21 protein-coding genes and 2 tRNA genes are annotated in these 20,681 nt (G+C 50.3%); 13 read left to right on the top strand and 10 right to left on the bottom strand.

Annotated elements, in window-relative coordinates:
• Positions 1–157: 157 nt before the first annotated feature.
• The 6 genes from nusA to tpiA all read right to left on the bottom strand — a co-directional run bounded on the left by nusA (position 158) and on the right by tpiA (position 4,511).
• Positions 158–1,642 carry a transcription termination factor NusA gene (gene nusA / locus JMW05_RS06650; protein WP_201504543.1) on the bottom strand — a complete coding sequence of 495 codons (1,485 nt, stop codon included), beginning with the start codon at positions 1,640–1,642 and terminating at the stop codon, positions 158–160.
• Between the two features lie 118 nt (positions 1,643–1,760).
• Positions 1,761–2,261 carry a ribosome maturation factor RimP gene (gene rimP / locus JMW05_RS06645; protein ID WP_201504542.1) on the bottom strand — a complete coding sequence of 167 codons (501 nt, stop codon included), beginning with the start codon at positions 2,259–2,261 and terminating at the stop codon, positions 1,761–1,763.
• Between the two features lie 487 nt (positions 2,262–2,748).
• Positions 2,749–2,825 (bottom strand) — tRNA-Met (locus JMW05_RS06640).
• A gap of 114 nt (positions 2,826–2,939) precedes the next feature.
• Positions 2,940–3,024 (bottom strand) — tRNA-Leu (locus tag JMW05_RS06635).
• A gap of 135 nt (positions 3,025–3,159) precedes the next feature.
• On the bottom strand, positions 3,160–3,471 hold the full coding sequence (gene secG / locus JMW05_RS06630; RefSeq protein WP_201504541.1) for a preprotein translocase subunit SecG: 312 nt from the start codon (positions 3,469–3,471) through the stop codon (positions 3,160–3,162).
• 251 nt (positions 3,472–3,722) lie between these two features.
• Positions 3,723–4,511, bottom strand: coding sequence for a triose-phosphate isomerase (gene tpiA / locus JMW05_RS06625; protein WP_201504540.1), 789 nt, complete (start codon positions 4,509–4,511; stop codon positions 3,723–3,725).
• A gap of 308 nt (positions 4,512–4,819) precedes the next feature.
• Between tpiA and pilB the strand changes: the two genes are divergently transcribed.
• The 4 genes from pilB to coaE all read left to right on the top strand — a co-directional run bounded on the left by pilB (position 4,820) and on the right by coaE (position 9,690).
• The gene (pilB, locus tag JMW05_RS06620) at positions 4,820–6,532 is read left to right on the top strand and encodes a type IV-A pilus assembly ATPase PilB (RefSeq protein WP_201504539.1); all 1,713 of its coding nucleotides are present in this window, start codon (positions 4,820–4,822) and stop codon (positions 6,530–6,532) included.
• Positions 6,533–6,712: 180 nt separating this feature from the next.
• Positions 6,713–7,942, top strand: coding sequence for a type II secretion system F family protein (locus JMW05_RS06615; RefSeq protein WP_201504538.1), 1,230 nt, complete (start codon positions 6,713–6,715; stop codon positions 7,940–7,942).
• A gap of 16 nt (positions 7,943–7,958) precedes the next feature.
• Positions 7,959–8,858, top strand: a complete 900-nt coding sequence (locus tag JMW05_RS06610; RefSeq protein WP_201504537.1) for a prepilin peptidase — start codon at positions 7,959–7,961, stop codon at positions 8,856–8,858.
• Between the two features lie 160 nt (positions 8,859–9,018).
• Positions 9,019–9,690 (top strand): dephospho-CoA kinase, encoded by a 672-nt coding sequence (coaE, locus tag JMW05_RS06605; RefSeq protein WP_201504536.1) that lies wholly within the window; start codon positions 9,019–9,021, stop codon positions 9,688–9,690.
• Here the strand turns inward: coaE and rlmB are convergent.
• A complete protein-coding gene (rlmB, locus tag JMW05_RS06600) occupies positions 9,665–10,423 on the bottom strand; it encodes a 23S rRNA (guanosine(2251)-2'-O)-methyltransferase RlmB (protein WP_201504535.1) in 759 nt (252 codons plus the stop codon). The two genes, coaE and rlmB, sit on opposite strands and share 26 nt — an antisense overlap.
• A 66-nt stretch (positions 10,424–10,489) precedes the next feature.
• The gene (gene ppnP / locus JMW05_RS06595; protein ID WP_201504534.1) at positions 10,490–10,825 is read right to left on the bottom strand and encodes a pyrimidine/purine nucleoside phosphorylase; all 336 of its coding nucleotides are present in this window, start codon (positions 10,823–10,825) and stop codon (positions 10,490–10,492) included.
• 610 nt (positions 10,826–11,435) lie between these two features.
• Between ppnP and recN the strand changes: the two genes are divergently transcribed.
• The 9 genes from recN to JMW05_RS06550 all read left to right on the top strand — a co-directional run bounded on the left by recN (position 11,436) and on the right by JMW05_RS06550 (position 17,906).
• On the top strand, positions 11,436–13,106 hold the full coding sequence (gene recN / locus JMW05_RS06590; protein WP_201504533.1) for a DNA repair protein RecN: 1,671 nt from the start codon (positions 11,436–11,438) through the stop codon (positions 13,104–13,106).
• 72 nt (positions 13,107–13,178) lie between these two features.
• The gene (locus JMW05_RS06585; RefSeq protein WP_201504532.1) at positions 13,179–13,742 is read left to right on the top strand and encodes a YqgE/AlgH family protein; all 564 of its coding nucleotides are present in this window, start codon (positions 13,179–13,181) and stop codon (positions 13,740–13,742) included.
• An 87-nt stretch (positions 13,743–13,829) separates the two neighbouring features.
• Positions 13,830–14,348, top strand: a complete 519-nt coding sequence (gene ruvX, locus JMW05_RS06580) for a Holliday junction resolvase RuvX (RefSeq protein WP_201504531.1) — start codon at positions 13,830–13,832, stop codon at positions 14,346–14,348.
• Positions 14,349–14,464: 116 nt separating this feature from the next.
• The gene (locus JMW05_RS06575) at positions 14,465–14,932 is read left to right on the top strand and encodes a hypothetical protein (RefSeq protein ID WP_201504530.1); all 468 of its coding nucleotides are present in this window, start codon (positions 14,465–14,467) and stop codon (positions 14,930–14,932) included.
• 53 nt (positions 14,933–14,985) lie between these two features.
• A complete protein-coding gene (gene tusA / locus JMW05_RS06570) occupies positions 14,986–15,246 on the top strand; it encodes a sulfurtransferase TusA (RefSeq protein WP_201504529.1) in 261 nt (86 codons plus the stop codon).
• A 25-nt stretch (positions 15,247–15,271) separates the two neighbouring features.
• Positions 15,272–16,210 carry a site-specific tyrosine recombinase XerD gene (gene xerD, locus JMW05_RS06565; RefSeq protein WP_201504528.1) on the top strand — a complete coding sequence of 313 codons (939 nt, stop codon included), beginning with the start codon at positions 15,272–15,274 and terminating at the stop codon, positions 16,208–16,210.
• Positions 16,211–16,273: 63 nt separating this feature from the next.
• The gene (locus JMW05_RS06560; RefSeq protein WP_265090598.1) at positions 16,274–16,612 is read left to right on the top strand and encodes a DUF3817 domain-containing protein; all 339 of its coding nucleotides are present in this window, start codon (positions 16,274–16,276) and stop codon (positions 16,610–16,612) included.
• 144 nt (positions 16,613–16,756) lie between these two features.
• The gene (locus JMW05_RS06555; RefSeq protein WP_201504527.1) at positions 16,757–17,095 is read left to right on the top strand and encodes a hypothetical protein; all 339 of its coding nucleotides are present in this window, start codon (positions 16,757–16,759) and stop codon (positions 17,093–17,095) included.
• A gap of 202 nt (positions 17,096–17,297) precedes the next feature.
• Positions 17,298–17,906 carry a class I SAM-dependent methyltransferase gene (locus JMW05_RS06550; RefSeq protein WP_201504526.1) on the top strand — a complete coding sequence of 203 codons (609 nt, stop codon included), beginning with the start codon at positions 17,298–17,300 and terminating at the stop codon, positions 17,904–17,906.
• A 73-nt stretch (positions 17,907–17,979) separates the two neighbouring features.
• Here JMW05_RS06550 and lptG read toward each other — a convergent pair whose 3' ends face one another.
• A complete protein-coding gene (gene lptG / locus JMW05_RS06545; protein WP_201504525.1) occupies positions 17,980–19,161 on the bottom strand; it encodes an LPS export ABC transporter permease LptG in 1,182 nt (393 codons plus the stop codon).
• Positions 19,161–20,408, bottom strand: coding sequence for an LPS export ABC transporter permease LptF (locus JMW05_RS06540; protein WP_201504524.1), 1,248 nt, complete (start codon positions 20,406–20,408; stop codon positions 19,161–19,163). The genes lptG and JMW05_RS06540 overlap by 1 nt, the downstream gene beginning before the upstream one ends.
• Positions 20,409–20,681 lie beyond the last annotated feature (273 nt).

The raw sequence follows: 20,681 nt of genomic DNA, 5'->3' as shown, positions 1-20,681 counted from the left end.
TACTGTCTATTGTTTGCTATATTTCAATTCAATTGTTGGCTACAAATGATTGCGTTTGGTTTGTACCCACAGGCGTTAATACGTTTAACACGCCAATGGGTACAAACACGTTTGATGCATAGCATACCACCAAAAGACAGTGATATGCCGTCAACGCCTATTCATTGAACCACGATTCCCGAGCTTTCATAATCAGCTTGCCTGCCATTTGGGCATCCAAACCTTCAATATCTTCTAAATCAAACACCGCCTGCTCAGCCAAATCATCTAAGGTGATGATGTCTTTTTGCGCCATCTTGTATGCCCAACTGGTGGTCATACCTTCAAGGGCAAGCAGCTCTTCGCTGGGCTCTTTCATGTTTTGCTGTTTCATCAGCTCATCGGCGATGACCACTTCTTTGGCACGTTCTTGAATCATATCAATGGCTTCATCGTCCAGCCCTTCGATATCATAAAAGGTCTCAACAGGCACATAAGCGACTTCTTCAATACTGGTAAAGCCGATGTCGACTAAGGCTTGTGCTAGGTCGTGGTCGACCTCTAGGCGCTCATAAAATAAGTTTACGTACGCCTTGGTTTCGTTTTCTTGACGCTGCTGATACTCTTCTTCGAGCATCATGTTCAGCTTGTATCCTGTCAGCTCTGAGGCCAGACGTACGTTTTGCCCTTGTGAGCCAATCGCACGTGCCAACTGATCATTGGTGCTAAAGATAATGTCTGCCGTTTGCGTGTCTTCATCAAGGATGATGCTGCTGACATCAGCAGGCTCTAGGGCGCTGATGATGTACTGCGCTGGGTCATCTGACCATACCACGACATCAATACGCTCGCCGTCCAGCTCTTGCTGTACCGCTTGGATACGCGTACCACGCATACCAATACAAGCGCCCACAGGGTCAATGCGGTGGTCATTGGTTTTGACCGAGATTTTGGCACGGGTGCCAGGCAGACGCGCAACGTTACGAATCTCAATGATTTGCTCGGCAATCTCAGGCACTTCTTTTTGCATCAAGGCTGAAAGCATTTCAGGATGGGTACGTGATAGCAACAACTGTGCGCCACGGTTTTCACGGTTCACATGATACAAAATGGCGTTGATGCGTGATTTTACACGCAGCTGCTCACGAGGCAGCATTTGGTCGCGCGACAGATAACCTTCAGCATTGTCGCCTAGGTCAATAATGTAGCCATCACGGGTTTGTTTTTTGACTTCACCAAACATCATCTCGCCAATACGCGGCTCAAAAGCGTCAGCAACTAAGGCGCGCTCAGCTTCACGGATTTTTTGGATGATCACCTGTTTGGCTTGCGTTGCCGCAATACGACCGAACTCGATAGATTCGATTTGTTCTTCTTTAATATCACCGATAGACCACTCGTCTTGGTCAAGGTCAGTAATGGCAAGCTGGCACGCTGGCATTTCGTGATCTTCATCGGCAACCACGGTCCAATAACGATACGTGTCATAGTCACCGGTAGCGCGGTCGATAGATACACGAATCGCCACTTCAGGCTGCTCGGTGTATACTTTCTTCTTAGTAGATACCACCAAAGCGTCTTCAATGGCTTCGAAGATATCTTCAGGATTTAAGCCTTTTTCATTACTGACGGTTTCTACAACCGTTAAAATCTCGCGACTCATGTTATACCTGTCCTATACTGACTCAACTGTTATCATTGGTATATTAAATTATTGGTAACAAGCGGGCATGTGCTGCTTGGCGCACTTATCATACGCTATTTAACGCACATTGCTATACTTACTCGTCCTCGTACACCAAATTGGCTTTATCGATGTTGCTAAAAGCAATCGTAAATTGCTCACCATCATTGGTGGTCAAATTCAGACTCTCTTCGCTCATTTGCTCAAGCTTACCCGTCACTTTGCGGCGCTTGTCACTGCCTTGACCAATCGCTTGAATCAAGCGTAGGCTGATGGTCTGACCGATATAGTCTTGCATCTGTTCACTGACAAAGAACGCACGATCAAACCCTGGCGATGACACCTCAAGCACATATTCACCTGCAATCGGGTCATGCACTTCAAGGATACCGCTGACCTGATGGGTAACGGCAGAGCAATCCTCAATGGTCACTTGCTTGTCTTGAGCTTTGTCTTCTGGCAAGGCTTCAATGTAAATGCGCAATAAAGAGCGGCGCCCTTGCGGTACAAATTCCACGCCCCACAATGCCACATCACAAGCGGCCACAGCAGGTTCGATAATACGGGTCAATTCAGCAACTTTGGTCGAAAGTTTCATGATGTCTTTGTTATTTCCTATATCAAGTAGCGTGGGCAAGGCCTTTATTTTTAGCCTGATGACCCATGCCATCTTCAGTGTGTCTTAGATAAACGATGTGGCCATAAGCCCATGCTCGGTCAGTAGCGTCGCTGTTGTGCTGTTTCTTAGCCGTCACGCTGTGCCTGTCGCTACTGCGCCATCATGGCAAGCATCATACTTATGCCAGTAACGACCAATGACCAAGCACGCGGCAGCATAAAGCCACTGCTGACTGTCGGTATAAACAATGCAACATATGACAAAACAGTCGCCGAAAAGCGCAAAATGGTTTGGCTCATGCGGTTTGCATGATTAACGGATGTTATCGCACTCTAATGGCATAGAGCTTAACATAAGTAGGATAGATACCGTGATAGCACCGACAATCAGATACAAAAAAACCCACAAACATAATGGTGGGTTAATAACAACTGACCGTATTTCGTACAATAATCAGTATAAAAAGTGGTAGCGGGGGCTGGATTTGAACCAACGACCTTCGGGTTATGAGCCCGACGAGCTACCAGACTGCTCCACCCCGCATCAATTTAGAATGCACATTGTAGGTGAGGATAATCATTCTGTCAAACGTTATTTTAAATAAATTTAAATATCGTATCGATTATCTTCACTACGCGCTGTGCCGCGCTTTTATATTGGTGCGATTGGGGGGACTTGAACCCCCACAGCTTGCGCCACTACCCCCTCAAGATAGCGTGTCTACCAATTCCACCACAATCGCAAAAATATGAGCGACGTTACTTCATGGTTTGCATGACTGGTGCATGCGCTTACTCAGTAACGAAGCAGGCATTGTAAAGCGAGTTATTAAAAATTGCAAGCGACTTATTTTTGGCCGCTTGATATACCTTGTCTTTTACGATTCAGGATTTTCGGTTAACGGGCGCGGCGTTTCAGGTACTGACACTGGCGCATCCAAACGGAACTGGTCTTCGGCCTGCTCACGCGCATGCACGGCAAGCGCCATACTGGTGATAAAAAATACCGCTGTCAGTACGCCTGTTGCGCGCGTCAAAAAGTTGGCGCTACCTGCTGCACCAAATACGGTGCCTGACGACCCCGCACCAAACGAAGCCCCTGCATCTGCGCCTTTGCCATGCTGTATCAAAATCAAGCCAATCATGCCAATTGCCACGATAATATGTAAGGCCAGTATAAAAGTAAACATGGTCACCTCTTTTGCCGCGTTAAGACGACAAGTAACAAAGATAAAGTCGGTTGGCACCAAAAACACTTAGCCAATCGCGGTAAAATCCCGCGCAAACCAACTGTCATAACACACAAAATTCATGGTAAATGCGGCGCATTGTACACGATTCGATGGAACGTGTTAAATCCGCTAAGACGTTTGCCGCAAGTTTTTTGTATCAAAAATTACAAACCCTGACGCACTATAGCTGATAAGTCACGCAAAGACGCTTATGCTTTTGCTGCGGCAAAGGCCTGCGCAATAGTCATAAAGCTCTCTGCCTTTAATGACGCGCCGCCAACCAATGCGCCATCAATGACGCGACTTGCAGCAAAATCAGCCGCATTACCAGCATTGACACTACCGCCATAGAGCACCGCTGTATTGGCAAGTGCGTTATGATAACCTGCTAAGGTGTGCTTGATATGTGTGTGCGTGGCGCTCACCTCATCGACCGTCGGTACTTTGCCAGTGCCAATTGCCCATACAGGCTCATAAGCGACAATCAGCTGCGTTGACAAGATAGTGGGGTCATCAAGACGGCGGACAACATCAGCAATCACATCAAGCTGGGTGCTCAGCACCTCAAGGGTTTGCTTGTCATCGTACTGCTGCTGGCTCTCGCCAATACAAAAAATCACGCCCAGCTGCTCGCTTAGCGCGTTTTGGGTTTTTTGCACCAGCGTCTCGTGGTCTTCTTGATGATACTCGCGGCGCTCTGAATGACCCAAAATACTCCAGCGCGCGCCAGCGTCAAAGGCTTGCGCGGCTGAGATATCGCCCGTGTACGCGCCTGTGCTTGCACTATGGGCACTGATGTCTTGCGCTGCGCATAGGATACCAGAGCCTTGTAATTGAGCGCTCACCCCAGCGATATGAATAGTGCTTGGGGCAACCATCAGACGGCAGCTGGGCGCAAGGCATGTACGGTCTGTTTGTTTTAAATCATTAACCAGTGCATTGACCGCGTGCTGCGTTGCTGGATTTTGTTTCCAATTGCCAATTACCCAAGCCTGCATTGCTTATCTACCTTGTGTGAGCTGTCTGTAAAATGAGAGTGCGGTCATGTCAGGTACCGCGCGCCGCGTCAGTATAGCAAATTTTTGTGCCCTACTAAATATATACGAAAAACCGCACTATCATGCCATAATGCACAGTCTATAAAGAAGAAGCAAAACGCGTTATATTGACGGCGAATAAGACGCACAGATACGCTGGTAGACTCAGGTTTTGTGCGTTTTGGTATTGCCGCGTTATCGTACGTGAAAGCCACTCATTGTGGTATTGGGCACTATCAACGCACCATCTACATCAAGGAGACACATCGATGGCAACCGCATCAGGGACGCTAGGAGGCTTGGCACAGCAGCTGATCAGCGCAGGGATTGTAAGCGAAGCGCATATGAAAACCGCGCAACAAGAAGCGCAGCAACAAAAAATCAGTATGGTGTCTTACTTGGTCGAGCATAAAATGGCCAATGCGCAGGCCATTGCGGTGCTGTTGTCTCAGTCTTTTGGCGATCCGCTCTTTGATTTGAGTACGCTGAATAAAGACAGCATTCCAAAAGACTTGGTCGATGAAAAAATCGTGCGCAAATTCAATGCGCTGCCTATTTTTAAGCGCGGTCAGCGCTTGTTTGTGGCCCTTAGCGACCCTACCCGCGTCGATGCCATCGATGCCATCGCTTTTAACTCCCGTCTGTCTATCGAAACCGTGGTGGTAGAAGAAGACAAGCTCAAACGCTGTATTGATGAGTTTTATGCCGACAGCACTCAAGATTTTGCAAGCTTTAACGATACAGAATTTGACACCAATCTGGGTGAAACCAGTGACGGTGACAGCAATGAAACCACGTTGTCTAATAGTATCGATGAAGCGCCCGTCGTCAAATTTGTCAATAAGATGTTGATTGACGCCATTCGTATGGGCGCCTCGGATTTGCATTTTGAGCCGTATGAAAAGTCTTACCGTGTACGCTTTCGCGTCGATGGGGTGATGCAAAAAATGGCCAGTCCGCCGGTACAGCTGGCAGGCAAGATTGCCGCGCGTTTAAAGGTCATGTCGCAAATGGACATCTCTGAGCGCCGCGTGCCGCAAGATGGGCGTATCAAGCTAAAAATCTCTAAAACCAAAGCCATTGACTTTCGTGTCAACTCCTTACCTACCCTGTTCGGTGAAAAAATCGTTCTTCGTATCCTAGACCCCTCGTCAGCAATGCTGGGTATTGACGCGTTAGGCTATGAGCCTGACCAAAAAGACTTGTTTTTAGAAGCCTTAAACAAACCTCAAGGTATGCTCCTGATTACGGGACCGACAGGCTCGGGTAAAACCGTTTCCTTGTATACTGGGATTAACATCCTAAACACAGGCGCAACCAATATCTCTACCGCCGAAGACCCTGTTGAGATTAACTTAGAAGGCATCAATCAGGTCAACGTGAATGCCAAAGTGGGTCTGACCTTTGCCAGCGCCCTAAAATCCTTTCTGCGCCAAGATCCTGATATCGTGATGGTCGGTGAGATTCGTGATTTAGAAACCGCAGAAATCGCCATTAAAGCGGCACAAACTGGACATATGGTACTCTCCACCCTACACACCAACTCTGCGCCTGAAACCCTGACTCGACTGCGTAATATGGGTGTGGCGTCGTTTAACATCGCCACCTCAGTCAACTTGGTCATTGCACAGCGCTTGGCACGGCGACTGTGCGCTAATTGCAAAAAGCCCATCAACCTGCCCCGCCAAAGTCTGCTTGAGCTTGGGTTTACCAATGATGATTTGGACGATGCTGCCAATATTATTTATGAGCCCGTTGGCTGTGGTGAGTGCCGTGAAGGCTACAAAGGACGTGTGGGGATTTATGAAGTGATGAAAGTGACGCCAGACATCTCCCGCATCATTATGGAAGATGGCAATGCCATTGATATTAAAGACGCGGCAGTGGCAGGCGGCTTTCGGGACTTGCGCCGCTCGGGGATTATGAAGGTTTTACAAGGTGTGACCAGTATTCAAGAAATGATGCGGGTAACCTCAGAATAGACGTATGAATACGCGCTTTAATAAGTGAGCACTGGGCTACAATTACTGCATAATAGCCATGGCAGCCATATACACAATGCGCTATGATAAACAAACAATCAACAAAGATACAGCAACATTGTGTCATAAAGCGGTACACACATTATAGTGAGCATGGACACGAGCGTACTGGGGTAATAAATGGCAAAAGCAAAAGTAAAAACCGACATGCTGCTTGACTTTGTCTATGATGGCGTCAATAGACAAGGGCAAAAAGTCAAAGGTGAGACGACCAGCCGCAGTATGGAGCTGGCGAAAGCCACCTTACGTAAGCAAGGCGTTACGGTCAAAAGTATCAAGAAAAAGCCCAAACCCTTATTCAGCATGAAGAAGGGCATCAAACCGATTGATATTGCTATTTTTTCACGGCAGCTGGCCACCATGATGAAAGCCGGTGTTCCTCTAACCCAGTCTTTTGAAATTGTGGCGGACTCATTAGACAACCCCAGCATGAAAGACTTGGTACTGGCCATCAAAGCCGATGTCGAGGCAGGGGGTACTTTTGCTTCGGCGCTTAGAAAACACCCACGCTACTTTGATGATTTGTTTTGCTCTTTGGTTGCTTCAGGTGAGCAGTCAGGGGCGCTTGAGATCATGCTTGAGCGGGTCGCAACCTATAAAGAAAAAAGCGAGCTGCTAAAAGCCAAGATTAAAAAGGCGTTGAAATACCCCATTGCAGTGATTGTGGTGGCCATCATTGTGACCATCATTCTGCTGGTAAAAGTGGTGCCTGTATTTGCCGACTTGTTTGCCTCATTTGGTGCAGAGCTGCCCGCTTTCACACGAATGGTTGTCAGTATGTCTGAATGGATGCAGGCGTGGTGGTTTATTTTAATCATTCTTATTGGCGGTGCAGTAATTGCGTTTTCTGAAGGCAAAAAACGCAGTAAAAAGTTTCGTGACTTTTTAGATCGCGCGGTACTCAAAGCGCCGATTTTTGGCAAGATTGCTTATCAAGCGGTCATTGCTCGTTTTGCCCGCACCTTATCAACCACCTTTGCCGCGGGTGTACCACTGATTGATGCGCTTGACTCAACCGCAGGCGCGACCAACAACGTGGTGTTTTATGATGCCACTCAGCAGGTCAAAAATGATGTCTCCACAGGACAACAGCTACAGTTTTCTATGCGCAGTACCAACTTGTTCCCAAGTATGGCCATTCAGATGGTGGGCATTGGTGAAGAGGCAGGTAGCTTGGAAGAGATGCTTGAAAAAGTAGCTGTCTATTATGAAAACGAGGTGGACAACGCGGTGGATGGATTGACCAGCTTGATGGAGCCTATGATCATGGCCATTCTTGGTGTATTGGTGGGCGGCTTGGTAATTGCGATGTACCTGCCTATTTTCCAAATGGGTTCGGTTGTCGGATAAATAGGATCGGTTATTCATGTCGTTTTTTACCTTATTGCAAGACAATATGGCTATAGCCCTTGTGGTTTTTACCCTATTGGGGCTGTGCGTTGGCAGTTTTTTAAACGTTGTTATCCACCGTATGCCGTTGATGATGCAATACGGCTGGCGTCAAGAATCCAGTCAGTTCTTGGCAATGCAAGCGGATATGCCCAGTATCCACATCCAGCCTTTGGTGGATATCGCGGCCAAAGACACCCCGATAACGCTCAGTAAACCTGCATCTCGCTGCCCGCATTGTGGTCACCGTATTCGCTGGTATGAGAATATTCCACTGATCAGCTGGCTACTCTTACGCGGTCGCTGCGCGGATTGTAAACACGGCATCAGCATTCGCTATCCGTTTGTTGAACTGATAACTGCCCTATTATCGGCATTGGTCATTTATTATTTTGGCGTGACTGCCACAGGCCTTTCTGCCCTTGTTTTGGTGTGGGTGCTTATCGCCTTAACGGGAATCGATTTTGATACCCAGCTGCTGCCTGATCGCTTAACTTTTCCTTTGGCGGGTCTGGGTTTGGCGGTCAACAGTCAAAGCTGGTTGGTCTCACCCACGGCTTCTATTTGGGGATTGCTGCTCGGCTTTTTGTCCTTATGGACGGTGGTGTGGGTATTTTATTTGTTGACCAAAAAGCAAGGCATGGGGCAAGGGGATTTTAAGCTGCTCGCCGCACTGGGCGCTTGGCTTGGCGCCGCCATGCTGCCACTGATTATCCTGCTCTCATCACTGCTGGGCGCGGTTATTGGTATGATTCTGATGAAAATTGAAGGCGAGAGCCGCCCCTTTGCGTTTGGACCGTATATTGCCATTGCAGGCATCATTGCGCTATTTTACGGCGATGACATTACCGCTTGGTATTTGGGTATGTACGTTTAATCGGTAATTATGAGGGACTGGGCGGGTACTTTATTATGATTCTCCCCGCCCCAAGATACAGACCGTCCGTGGTACTTTTTATTCTGCGCTGATGATCGGTCGTGGTTTTTATTGTGTACCGTTTTTATTTTTGATATTACCAAGCAAATAAGTCAATTTTATGTCACAACCTCACACACAGTCTTCGTCGTTATCAGCGGCACACCAAGATATGCCATCTTCCGTGGTCATTGGTTTGACAGGGGGTATTGGTAGCGGTAAGTCCGCGGCCAGTGCTTGGTTTGCCGAGCAGGGTATTGATGTGATTGATGCCGATGTGATTGCGCACGCGGTGGTGGCAAAAGGCAGCCCAACGTTACTGAAAATTCAAGAAAAACTGGGGGATTGGGTACTCTTGCCATCAGGAGAGATGGACCGCGCGGCGGTACGCGCGCATGTGTTCAATCATCCTGCGGCGCTGATGGCGCTAGAAGCGATTACCCATCCTGCCATTCGCGAGATGGCAAAGCGCCAACTGGCAAACAGTCGCTCGCCTTATAGCATTTTGGTAGCGCCGTTACTGATTGAGGCGGCAGAAGCGGGTCTGGCCAATTTGTGCCAGCGCATTTTGGTGATTGATGCCACCGAAGACACGCAGTTGGTACGTGCCAGTGGTCGCGACGACCAAAGTATGGCCAAGATTAAGGCCATCATGGCCAATCAGCTGCCACGTGCTGCGCGCAATGAGCATGCTGATGATGTGGTGTGCAACGACGCTACCTTGGCAGAGCTACACGCGCAGTTAGCGCCGCTGCATCAGTATTATCTTAGTTTGGCTGGCGCTGACGATTGATTTCGTATAGTGCCATGCCCGTGGCGACACTGACGTTCAAGCTTTGTAAATTGCCTTGGGCGTTGCCTGACATCGGGATATATACCAGCGCATCGCAGCACTCCATCGTTAGGCGGCGCATCCCTTCCCCTTCTGAGCCCATGACCAAAGCCGTTTTACCGCGCATATCGACCGTGCTGATGGGCGCAGCAGCGTCATCAAGCGCCGTGCCATAAACGAACACGCCCGCCTGCTTTAGTTGACCTAAAGTACGTGCCAGATTGGTCACGCTAACGATAGGCATCAATTCTGCCGCACCGACAGAGACTTTGGCGACCGTTGGCGTTAGGCTTGCCGCGTGATGCTTTGGAATAATTACCGCATCCACGCCCATCGCCACAGCGGTACGTAAACACGCCCCAAAGTTGTGGGCGTCGGTGATTTGGTCTAACACCAAAAACAGACACTGCTCATGCGCGATGAGCGCATCCAAACAGCGCTCATCGGTAAAGCCCAAAGGACGGGCATGTAACACCACGCCTTGATGCTGCGGGCTTGCACACAATTGGCTGAGCTTGTCTTTTTGACTGTATTGGATACTGGTACCATGGGCGCTTGCGGTGTCGATAATCTGAGCAATGTGCGCGTCTTTTTCGCGTCCTTGTTGCACAAACAAACTGAGCGCGTCCATCGGGCGCTGGTTGAGCAGTGCCTCAATGGCGTGAATGCCGTAAAAATAGCTGGGTTTTGCCATAATAAGCCTACCATCAAAAAAACAACTGCCGCACAAAGCGGCAGACCATCATGTATTTGTGTGCCATCAGCCTTCTAGGTGACAGACGTATTGAACAATCTCTTCGGTACGTAAGTTAAAACCGCTGTCGCCCTCGACGACAAAGCCTTGCCCTGCGCGGTAATAGCTAAAATCTTCTTCGCCATGCAGCTGCACTTCACATTCACCACTGATGATGTCGATGCGCTCTGAGGTATTGGTGATAAACTGGTAGTGCTCGACCAAATTTTCACAAGGTAGAATAACCCCTAGCGTTTTTTGGCGACCATCCTCAAACATAATGGTATGGCTTGAGCAACGTCCATCATAAGAGATGCTGGCTTGCGCATTGATTGTCACATTCTTATATTGTGCCGCTGACATAGTGGCTTCCTTATCAAATAATTATTGCTAAACTAAAAAATAAGTCACTGCATAATAGGCATGTAGTAGCACTACAGTGATGACATACCCGATTCCCCTATCGGCTCACTCTGTCTGTGTGGTCTGCTGCCACCGAACGTCGAATCGCCATCGAACCTGAGGTTTTGTTGTGGAGATTGTAAGATGAGTTTGTGATTAGGTAAGATAATGCTACCACATTATATCTATAAAGTTTGTTACAGCACATGTGAATGCAGGGCAATTTTTATCCATAATCGTCTTGTTTTTTTTGTAAGATGCCTAAATAATCCATCATTATCAATGGCTTTGCCTTAAGAAAACGTCTGTGATTTTTGTTCAATATCGCTACAATAGCGCTCATAATTGGGTTGCTTTTGTCGTGGGTTGTGGCTAGGCTAAACGCAGTTATGCGGTCCGTTGCCCTGCGGATAATCGCCTCTATTTGGCACAATGAGAACCCTTATTATCTGCATATTTATGAGCGCGCAACGCCTTACACCTTATCATAAGCACGCCCGCTGCCATCACGACCGTGCTTTGTTTCTTTATCTGGGCAATGCTGCCTTTATTGTCTGTCAGAGAGAGCTTGATGCTACTATCCTTAACGTTACACCAGTTTGCGCTGATTGCGCGTCATGAGCTTGGCATCTGTGAGGGCTTTAATGTCATTACAGGTGAGACAGGCGCGGGCAAGTCCTTGCTGCTCGATGCGCTGCTGTTGTGTCTTGGTGGCCGCGCCGATAGCGCCATGGTCAGACATGGCGCGCCGCATGCTGATATTTATGCCCAGTTTGATGTGACAGGCAATACGGCGGTGGCAACGTGGTTTGCCAGCAATGAGCGGATGCTTGATGAGCCTGAAGTATTGATTCGTCGGCAGCTGAGCAGCAATGGTCGCTCCAAAGCGTGGCTGAATGGCGCGCCCATCAGTCTGGCGGAATTAAAAAGCCTAGGCGCGCTCTTGGTCAGCATGCACAGTCAGCACGCGCAGCAAGCCTTGTTAAAGCCGCAGTTTGTGGTTGAATGGCTCGATGAGATGGCAGGGACACGCGCGCTTGCCGAGCAAACGGCAGAGGCGTATCACACGCATCACGCATTGGTGCGCGAAGCCAAAGCGCTGGCGACGCATGAGGCGCAGCGTCAAGACCGCATCAATTTGCTCAGCAGTCAGCTCAGCGATGTTGCGCCATTATTGGATGTCGATTATGCCGCGATTGAAGCCGAGCATGAAGAGCTGTCTAATATTGAGGCCTTGATGGTTGAGGCGAGTCACAGTTTGCATCTGCTCGATAGCGACAGCGATGAGCCAGATGTGATGACCTTGATTGGACAAACCATCAAGCTGTGCGACGGGCAAAGCGGCGTCAGCCAAACTTTTTCGCAAGCCTCAGAACAGCTATATTTGGCGCAGCAGCACATTACCGATGTCACCGCATTACTGCGTGATTATGCTGAGCAGCAGCTGCCCGACCCTGAGCGCCTGCAAACCCTTGATAACTTGATTAGCCTTGGGCACCGCTTGTCACGCAAGCATGGCGTGCTGACAGGGGCATTGATAGACACCGCAAAAGAGTGGCAAGCAGAACTAGAGACACTAGAGAATGCGCCCAGCAGTGCGGTACTGTCTGCGCAAATTGACACGGCATGGCAGGCGTATTTAGGCCTTGCCGAAAAATTGCATGCTGAGCGCCAAGCCGCCGCACCCGCGATATGTGCGCAGCTGGTGACGCACTTGCAGCCATTAGCGCTGCCCAATGCGCGCTGCAATTTTGTCTTTACCTCAAAAAGCCAAGGCAGCGCCTCAGGCTTGTATGATATTGAGCTGCATTTTAGCGCCAACGTGGGGATGCCAATGCAGCCCTTGCACAAAATTGCCTCAGGCGGTGAGCTGTCGCGTATGGCCTTGGTGATGCAGGTGCTATACGCCACCAAAGGCGATGAGGGCAACAAGCCGATGCTGGTGTTCGATGAAGTCGATGTCGGTATCAGTGGTGCTACCGCGCAGGTGGTGGGCGCGATGCTGCGCACCCTTGGCGAAAAACAACAGCTGCTCGCCATCACTCACCAAGCACAGGTCGCCGCGCAAGCGCATCAGCATATCTTGGTCAAAAAGCATCATGAAGAACAAAGCCGCAGCGAGCTTGAGATACTGGACAACGACGCGCAAGTCGATGAGCTGGCGCGTATGTCAGGCGGCGTGAACATCACTGAGGTGACCCGCGAACACGCCCGTAGTCTGCTACACGACGTCGCGCGCTGAGTTGGCGCGTGTTGATTTTTTAGCCGCTATCGCCATATAGTAAGGTTCCATTCATAGGTTGTGCCTACTCTTATGTCCAAAACCAATTTGACCCATCACTTCTTAATTGCAGCGCCCCAAATGCCCGACCCACGGTTTGCGCAGGCGCTCATTTATATCTGTCGTCACGATGAGCAAGGGGCGCTGGGACTGATGGTCAATCGTCCGATACCCGCGGCGCGCGTGGGCAAGCTGTTAGAGGATTTGGGCATTGAGGTGACCACCCCTGAGGTAATGGAAGATTTGGCATTGGCAGGTGGTCCGCTGTATCCTGAGGTCGGCTTTGTGCTACATACAGGGCAGCCGATGTGGGCATCCTCGTTCGCCATCTCGGAAAACGTGTGCATCACCACCAGCCAAGATATTTTAAAGCGCATCGCCGCAGGACAAGGCGTTGGGCATTATCATTTGTGCTTGGGTCACGCCAGTTGGGGCAAAAAACAGTTAGAAGAAGAGCTTGAAAGTGGCGATTGGCTGGTGTGTCCTGCCGATTTGTCCTTATTGTTTGACACTCCTTTTGAAGAGCGCTGGCAAGTGGCGGCGGATAAGATTGGGGTCGATTTTGAGCGCTTAAGCAGTGACATTGGTCACGCCTGATGGCTGGGGCAGTCCGCTGCGATGGGCACGATGCATAAACGAAGACCATATAGTGAGGGTTTTTGATGAGAGAAAATGGTTGCTACAATGAGTCAGTATGAAGCGATGAGCGACACCCCTACAGCGGAAAAAGCCACGCACACCAAGCCGCAGCTGATATTGGGACTCGATTACGGGGTCAAAAAAATGGGCATGGCGCTCGGTAACAGTATCACCAATACCGCGCGTGCTTTTGATATTCTGGCCATGAACAACGGTCAGCCAGACTGGGACAACCTGCTTGGCATCATTGATACGTGGGGCGTGACCCAAGTGGTCGTCGGTCTGCCGCTCAATATGGATGGCAGCAGCTCCATGCTCTCAAAGCGCGCGCACAAGTTTGCCCGCCGCTTGGCGCACCGCATGAGTGAGCAGCGAATGCTGGTTGAGGTGTTACTCTGCGATGAGCGCCTAACCTCTATCGCGGCGCGTGAGCTGGCGTGGGATGAGGGCTGGATTCAGCAGCCAAACGACCCGATTGATGACATCTCGGCGTGTATTTTGCTCTCGGCGTATTTTTCTGAGCCAAGCAGTGCGCTTGCGATTGCGGCGGTGTCTAAAGACTAAAGCGCCGTATCTGCGCCTATTGGCGTAGGTCATGTGGCTTTTGATCTGTGACACGGTTCTGTATTTTTATGGTGTTGATATAATGCCTCTTTTTTTAGCAGCTGGTGCGACTTGTTATGAGCTTATCCCATGATGCCCCGCGGCATGGTTTTTCACCCTTAGCCATTGCCCGTATTGAGGGCGCACGCCGCGCCAACAAAATCGCCATCTATTTGATTTATGCCGCGATTGCCGCGTTTGTGGTGTTCGGTACGATAGCGAGCTTACAGAGCTTTCATAGCAGTGATGTGCTGTATCAGCTGTTTTATTATTTGCCGTATCTGCTGATTGCGCTGACCATTCCTTTGACGGTGTATGACGCGCTGGTCTTGTACCGCTACCGCCTAAGCCAACCCTCGATGATTGCGCTGAGTGTCGGTGTCTCCACGGTTTTATTGATTGGCGGTTTGCTATTCGCTTCGACCGCGTGGCTCGGGCTGGCATCATGGCTTGGGGTGGCATTTTTATTTCAGGCGAATTTTCGGCGCTTTTTTAAATTTTTGGCGGCGGATGATGTGGCAAATGATGACGCCACAGCACAATAGCCCGCGCGCTTCTTATTTTATTGATTACTTTTTTGAGCAAAAGCCTTTTGACTATGACTGTATCTGTACCTAACGACGTCAGTATCGACCATCATCTTGACACCCAAGGGCTGATTTGCCCTGAGCCTGTGATGATGCTGCACAAAGCCATTCGCAAGGCTGAGGGCGGCGAGGTGATTGAAATACTGGCAACCGACCCCGCCACCACGCGCGACATTCCTAATTTTTGTCGTCATCTGGGGCACACCTTGTTGCATCAAGAAACCGTTGATACCGACCGCTATCGCTATTTGGTTAAGAAAAAATCGCTGTAGTGTTCGTTGAATCAAGTGAGCCGTTATGAGCCGAGACCGCGCCCTACAGCCCAGAAAGCCCAAAGCCTTATCCATCGAGGATGAGCCACCGTATCTGAGTGCCTTTCGCGCAGCGCTTGTGGCACGCGGTCTTGCCACGCGCTCGCGCAATGCCTATATCCGCGATTTGCATCATGCCGCCAAAAGTACCGCAACCCCCCTGCCCGAATGGCAAGCGGAAGATGTGCAGCACTGCTTGGCGCAATTGTCGCGCGACAACAAAACCGCCCGTACCCAAGCACGCGTGCTCTCAAGCTTGCGCCAGTTTTTTGGCTGGCAGGTGAGCGAAAATGTGCGTGAGGACAACCCGTGCGCGCGCATCAAAACGCCCAAGCTCGGTCGCAGTTTGCCCAAAGACTTGTCCGAAGCAGACATAGAGCGCTTGCTTGCTGCGCCCGATATGGACACAGCGCTCGGACTGCGCGACAAGGCGATGCTTGAGGTGCTGTATGCCTGCGGACTGCGCGTCAGTGAGCTGATACATTTGACCATCGAGCAGGTTAACCTAAACGCAGGCTGGCTACAGATTACAGGTAAAGGCAACAAAACGCGCCTCGTGCCCCTTGGGGAATATGCACTGGGCGCGCTTGAGGACTATTTGACCTACGGGCGCGGTGAGCTGGTCGCGCATCTTAAGGCGGGCAACTGCCAAGCAGTGTTTTTGACCGCGCAAGGCGGCTACATGACGCGGCAAAACTTTTGGTATTTGATTAAGCGCTATGCCAAGACCGCCGCGATTGACAAAGATTTATCCCCGCACACTTTGCGTCATGCCTTTGCCACGCATCTCATCAATCATGGCGCGGACTTGCGCAGCGTCCAGCTGCTGCTCGGGCACAGCGACTTGTCCACCACGCAGATTTATACCCATGTGGCGACCGCGCGCTTGCAAAAGCTGCACGCTGAGCACCACCCGCGCGGGTGAATAACGTATGCAAAATCTCATTTATTAATAATCCACATTCATTGATAATCCAAGGATTGTATTGTGTCTTACGCGTCATCAACCGCTGCACCTGCCTTAAGCAAAGCGCAACAGTTTGCCTTAAAAAAACTGACCCTCATGGGCTATTTGGAAGGCACGTCTTTTTTGTTGCTCTTATGCGTGGCGATGCCGCTCAAATACATGCTCGGCATGCCTGAGATGGTGCGCTATGTCGGCATGGCACACGGCGTCCTATTTATCGCCTATATTGTGGTGCTCTTTTTTACGGCGACAAAAATCAGACTGCCGCTCTGGGCAATACCCGCTGGCGTGATTGGCTCGTTTTTGCCTTTTGGTCCGTTTGTGTTTGATTATGTGTTAAAAAAACGCTTGGGCGAATGACAATAAAGGCATTTGATACGACGTTCATGGTTGATTAAGCCACAAAATGAAGCGCCGTATCCTTGCTGGTGGTTCATAAATTTTGTCCCAAATCGTATCAATGCTTGCTATGATGGTCATCATACAGCCATACAAGGAGGCTCAATGAAAACATTTTTAAGTCCATTTTTACTCTCTGGCGCGCTTGCTTTAACGGCGTGTAGCACGACTGCGCCGATGATGGCGAGTGACAGCACCACTACGCCGAGCGCGCAGCAAATGCAGCTCCAAGTCGTGCAAGTAAAAAGTACACAAAATGGGCAAATCCTATTTTTGCGTGATACCAACGGTCAAGAATACAGCACCGTAACGGAATTTTCGCGCGACGAAAAATTCGAAGGCATGGCGGGCGATACCATCTCGCTGACGGCGCTCGAAGTGATTCAAACACCAAAAGTCTATATGATTGTGCCCAGTCCGCGTAGCATCAAAATCGTTGAATAAACCGTCTGTTAAGGCAAGGCTGACCGTTTGCTGCAACCGCTGACAAGGCGTCTGTATCCGTGTCGCGCCTTTGTGGTCACCACCGTCATACAATTCTATAAATCGGATGCTGCAAAATCCCGCATTTGCCGCTACAATAGCGGCTACCTCCGCGTGCGCCCTTGTCTTGCACCTTTTTATATATCACCAGTTTGGGAATCTCATGAGCCATCGACCGCCTGCCGACTTGTTAAGAAACGCCCAGCACTGGCGTGAGGACATTGCCTTTCGCCAAGACGTGCTCGGCAAGCCTTTTGACTTTACCACCACATGGGGCATTTTTTCTCCGCAAAAGCTCGATGATGGCAGCCTGATGCTGCTCGATTATGTAGACTTTTTGCCTGATGATGATTCGATTGATTTGGGCTGTGGCTACGGCGTGCTCGGCATGACGGCGGCGCGCGAATGTCCAAACGGGCAGCATACCTTGGTGGACAAGGATTTTATGGCGGTGGAATATGCCCGTCAAAACTGCGAGAAAAATGGTCTGCATAATGTTGACGTGCATCTGTCAAACGGCTTTAACCACGTTGACCCAAACAAAGACTTTAGCCTTGTGATGTCGAACCTGCCCGCGAAAGTGGGTAAAGAGCAGCACTATCTGTATCTGCTCGACGCACATGCACGCATGCGTAGCGGCGGACGCTTTTATGTGGTGACCATCAATGGCTTGCGTCAGTTTATGCGCCGCGCCTTTACCGAAGTGTTTGGGCATGCCTCAAAAGTGAAGCAAGGCAAGACCTACACCATCACCATGGCGACCAAAGACTAAGCGTATAGACACAAAAAAGCACCTGTATACAGGTGCTTTTTTGATGCCTAATGGCACTGGGTACGAGCCGCGTTTACATCTGCCGCTTGATAAAGTAAATACCCAACCCCGCGCTGGCAAGAATCGGCAGCAGCACCATCAGCACAGGTGACCAGCCTGTCGCCAAAGAGATAAAGCCCACCAAATCCTGAATGTAGCTGAACAGCAAGCCGAACAGCAGCGCCACAACAATACGCAAGCCTAAGCTGTGACTGCGCAGCGAGCCGAATACGAAAGAACAGGCGACCACGACTAAAGACAAAATAGATAATGGTGATAAGAGCTTTTGCCAAAAGGCCAGCTCATGCGACAGTGAGCGCTTGTCCTGCTCTTTCATCAGCTGACGGTGCGCGTACAGCTCAGTGAGCGACAGATTGTCAGCGTCGCGGGTCAGCAGCGATACCGACTTTGGCGCAAAGGGCAGCACCAGCGTATTGCTTGCGCTTTGTACTTGTTTGCTGTCAAAGCCTTGAGCGATGCTCAGCTCGGTCATGTTGTTCAAGCGCCAGATGTAGCGGCTTTGGGTCTCGCCATTGGCATCAGGCGCTTGGACCTCGCCTTCATAGCGCCCTTCGGTAGCACGAATGGCGGTCACCAGATTGCCATTGTCATCCAAATGCCAACGCTTAATCGTGCCCATATTGCCATTCACATCGGCATAATCAATGTACAAAATATCGCTGCCACCGCGCTCGCTACTCGCCGCTTGATTGTTATCTGCATCCGTCTCGCTCATACGCGGCTGTACCGTCCAGTAGCCACGCACCGAGGTGATGCTGTTGTTGTCTTCATTATTGATGTCGCTTGCCAACTGGTTGCTGTGCGGCAAAACAAACTGATTGAGTGCTAAGGCAAGCACCACAAACACCAGCGCAGGCTGTAGCACCCAGCCGACGATGCGATAAATACTGACGCCAGCAGCGCGCATGACCACCAGCTCGCTTTTATTGGCAAGCAGCCCCAAACCCACCACCGCACCGAGTAGCGCCCCTGTCGGCATAAACTGCTCTAAAAAATACGGCGAGCGGTATAGAATAAAGCGGATGGCATCGCTCATGGTATAGGTGTCGCTGAGCGATTCCAGCTCGGATAAGTAGGCAAAGACAATCTGCAGTGCCCACAGACCCGCCACCGCCGCCAAAATAGCGACCAAAGCATTGTATTTGACATAGCGCGATAGGACGCGCAGCGCAGGCATGTCGGGTAATGACCACATTATAGCGTTCCTCCCACCTGCTTGGTTTGCCCTTTAGCGCCGCGAAAGCGTACGCGATGCTGGATACGGCTGCCCCAGTTCAGATACAGCGCGAGCAGCATAAAGCCAAGCACCAACCACGCATACGCCCAGAAGCTGACACTGCCTTTGGCAACGGCGTTTTTGAGGGAAATAATGCCAAGCGCGCAGCTGACGAACAATAAAATCGAGGGAAACAGACGCAACCAGCGCCCTTGACGTGGACGCACTTGCGCCAGTGGCACAGCCAGCATTGGCGCAATAATCATCAGCCATGGCAATGCCAAACGGTAACCCAGCTCCGCCTGTGCAGCCGTCACCGCCGTATCATCACGTGCCGACTCGCCGCGGCTGGCGGCGCGCCACAGTGGACCGATGGTTTGGGTTTCGATATTGTCCTCGGTCACCACTTCTTTGGGCGCTTCATTTAAGGTGATGCGATAGCGGTCAAAGCTCACTTGATTGTACTTTAGGCTATTGGCGGCGACCTCATAACGGCGACCTTGAAACAAATCAAGCTGCGCCTGTCCCGTCTCGCTGCCCTCGACCTGCTCGGCACGCTTGGCAAGGGTGATGATGTCTTTACGAATCGAGGGCGCGTCATCAATGGCGGTGGTCAAAGCGCGTGGCAAATTGTCGTCCATTGCCGCCGCCGATACCGCCTCAGTATCGCCGCCTGCCGCATCGGCACGCGCCGCTTCACTGTCATCGCCTTTGTTTTGAATCAATACCACATCTTGCAGCTGCTTTCGATCATCGCTTAAGCTGCCGACGTACAGGTGATAATTGCCACTGCTGATAAACTCGCGCGGACGGATAAGGTCAAAGGCACTGCTCAGTGCTTGACGCTGCCACACCGCCTCCGATGCGCCCACACCCCACGGCTTAGCCACCACAGACAGTCCTGCCTCAAACACAAACAAGACCAAAATCAATGGCGTCATCAAACGCGCCAAACGCCCACGCGACAGACCGCTGCCATTAATCACCGCCATCTCTTGGTCAACGTACAGTCGCCCAAACACCAGCATCAAGCCAATAAAGAATGACAGCGGTAAAATCAGCTCCAAAAAATACGGCAAGTTATAGCCGATGATGACAAACAGCAGACTGATGTCCAGCCCACCTTCGGCCGCAATACCAAAGTAACGTATCAAACGCCCGCCCAACATCAACACGACCAAAAAACCCAGCACTAAAGCGGTGGTCGAGGCAACCTGACGGGTCATATAACGGCGCAATATCATCAAATAACAGCCCAATTCAAACCAAGGAGAAAGCCCTTAAAATAGGCGCTAATGCTAGCACGTTTTTGTAAATGATGGCGGGCGAAAGTGTTTGCAAACATTACCCAAGCCTTGCAGACAGCGTCTTTGGCATTTGATATGCTACACTGTCCGTCACCTAGGTGCGGCATTTGCTGACCATGCCAAGTTATCGGCACGCAAAAACACGCCGCCCCTGTATGACCCCATTTTTATAAGCGCTATACATTAAATAAG

This window comes from Psychrobacter aestuarii, from assembly GCF_904846035.1.
GTDB classification, from domain to species: domain Bacteria; phylum Pseudomonadota; class Gammaproteobacteria; order Pseudomonadales; family Moraxellaceae; genus Psychrobacter; species Psychrobacter aestuarii.
This window is presented reverse-complemented; position numbering and strand designations above follow the sequence as displayed.

Excerpts from the sequence above, each read along its gene's own strand:
- rlmB (WP_201504535.1), bottom strand. The coding sequence starts at position 10,423 with ATGGCAAAACCCAGCTATTTTTACGGCATTCACGCCATTGAGGCACTG.
- nusA (WP_201504543.1), bottom strand. The coding sequence starts at position 1,642 with ATGAGTCGCGAGATTTTAACGGTTGTAGAAACCGTCAGTAATGAAAAA.
- rimP (WP_201504542.1), bottom strand. The coding sequence starts at position 2,261 with ATGAAACTTTCGACCAAAGTTGCTGAATTGACCCGTATTATCGAACCT.
- ppnP (WP_201504534.1), bottom strand. The coding sequence starts at position 10,825 with ATGTCAGCGGCACAATATAAGAATGTGACAATCAATGCGCAAGCCAGC.
- tpiA (WP_201504540.1), bottom strand. The coding sequence starts at position 4,511 with ATGCAGGCTTGGGTAATTGGCAATTGGAAACAAAATCCAGCAACGCAG.
- tusA (WP_201504529.1), top strand. The coding sequence starts at position 14,986 with ATGACTGTATCTGTACCTAACGACGTCAGTATCGACCATCATCTTGAC.
- secG (WP_201504541.1), bottom strand. The coding sequence starts at position 3,471 with ATGTTTACTTTTATACTGGCCTTACATATTATCGTGGCAATTGGCATG.
- JMW05_RS06555 (WP_201504527.1), top strand. The coding sequence starts at position 16,757 with ATGAAAACATTTTTAAGTCCATTTTTACTCTCTGGCGCGCTTGCTTTA.
- JMW05_RS06610 (WP_201504537.1), top strand. The coding sequence starts at position 7,959 with ATGTCGTTTTTTACCTTATTGCAAGACAATATGGCTATAGCCCTTGTG.
- JMW05_RS06540 (WP_201504524.1), bottom strand. The coding sequence starts at position 20,408 with ATGACCCGTCAGGTTGCCTCGACCACCGCTTTAGTGCTGGGTTTTTTG.
- JMW05_RS06575 (WP_201504530.1), top strand. The coding sequence starts at position 14,465 with ATGAGCTTATCCCATGATGCCCCGCGGCATGGTTTTTCACCCTTAGCC.
- JMW05_RS06585 (WP_201504532.1), top strand. The coding sequence starts at position 13,179 with ATGTCCAAAACCAATTTGACCCATCACTTCTTAATTGCAGCGCCCCAA.
- lptG (WP_201504525.1), bottom strand. The coding sequence starts at position 19,161 with ATGTGGTCATTACCCGACATGCCTGCGCTGCGCGTCCTATCGCGCTAT.
- JMW05_RS06615 (WP_201504538.1), top strand. The coding sequence starts at position 6,713 with ATGGCAAAAGCAAAAGTAAAAACCGACATGCTGCTTGACTTTGTCTAT.
- JMW05_RS06550 (WP_201504526.1), top strand. The coding sequence starts at position 17,298 with ATGAGCCATCGACCGCCTGCCGACTTGTTAAGAAACGCCCAGCACTGG.
- recN (WP_201504533.1), top strand. The coding sequence starts at position 11,436 with ATGCTACTATCCTTAACGTTACACCAGTTTGCGCTGATTGCGCGTCAT.
- pilB (WP_201504539.1), top strand. The coding sequence starts at position 4,820 with ATGGCAACCGCATCAGGGACGCTAGGAGGCTTGGCACAGCAGCTGATC.
- ruvX (WP_201504531.1), top strand. The coding sequence starts at position 13,830 with ATGAGTCAGTATGAAGCGATGAGCGACACCCCTACAGCGGAAAAAGCC.
- coaE (WP_201504536.1), top strand. The coding sequence starts at position 9,019 with ATGTCACAACCTCACACACAGTCTTCGTCGTTATCAGCGGCACACCAA.
- xerD (WP_201504528.1), top strand. The coding sequence starts at position 15,272 with ATGAGCCGAGACCGCGCCCTACAGCCCAGAAAGCCCAAAGCCTTATCC.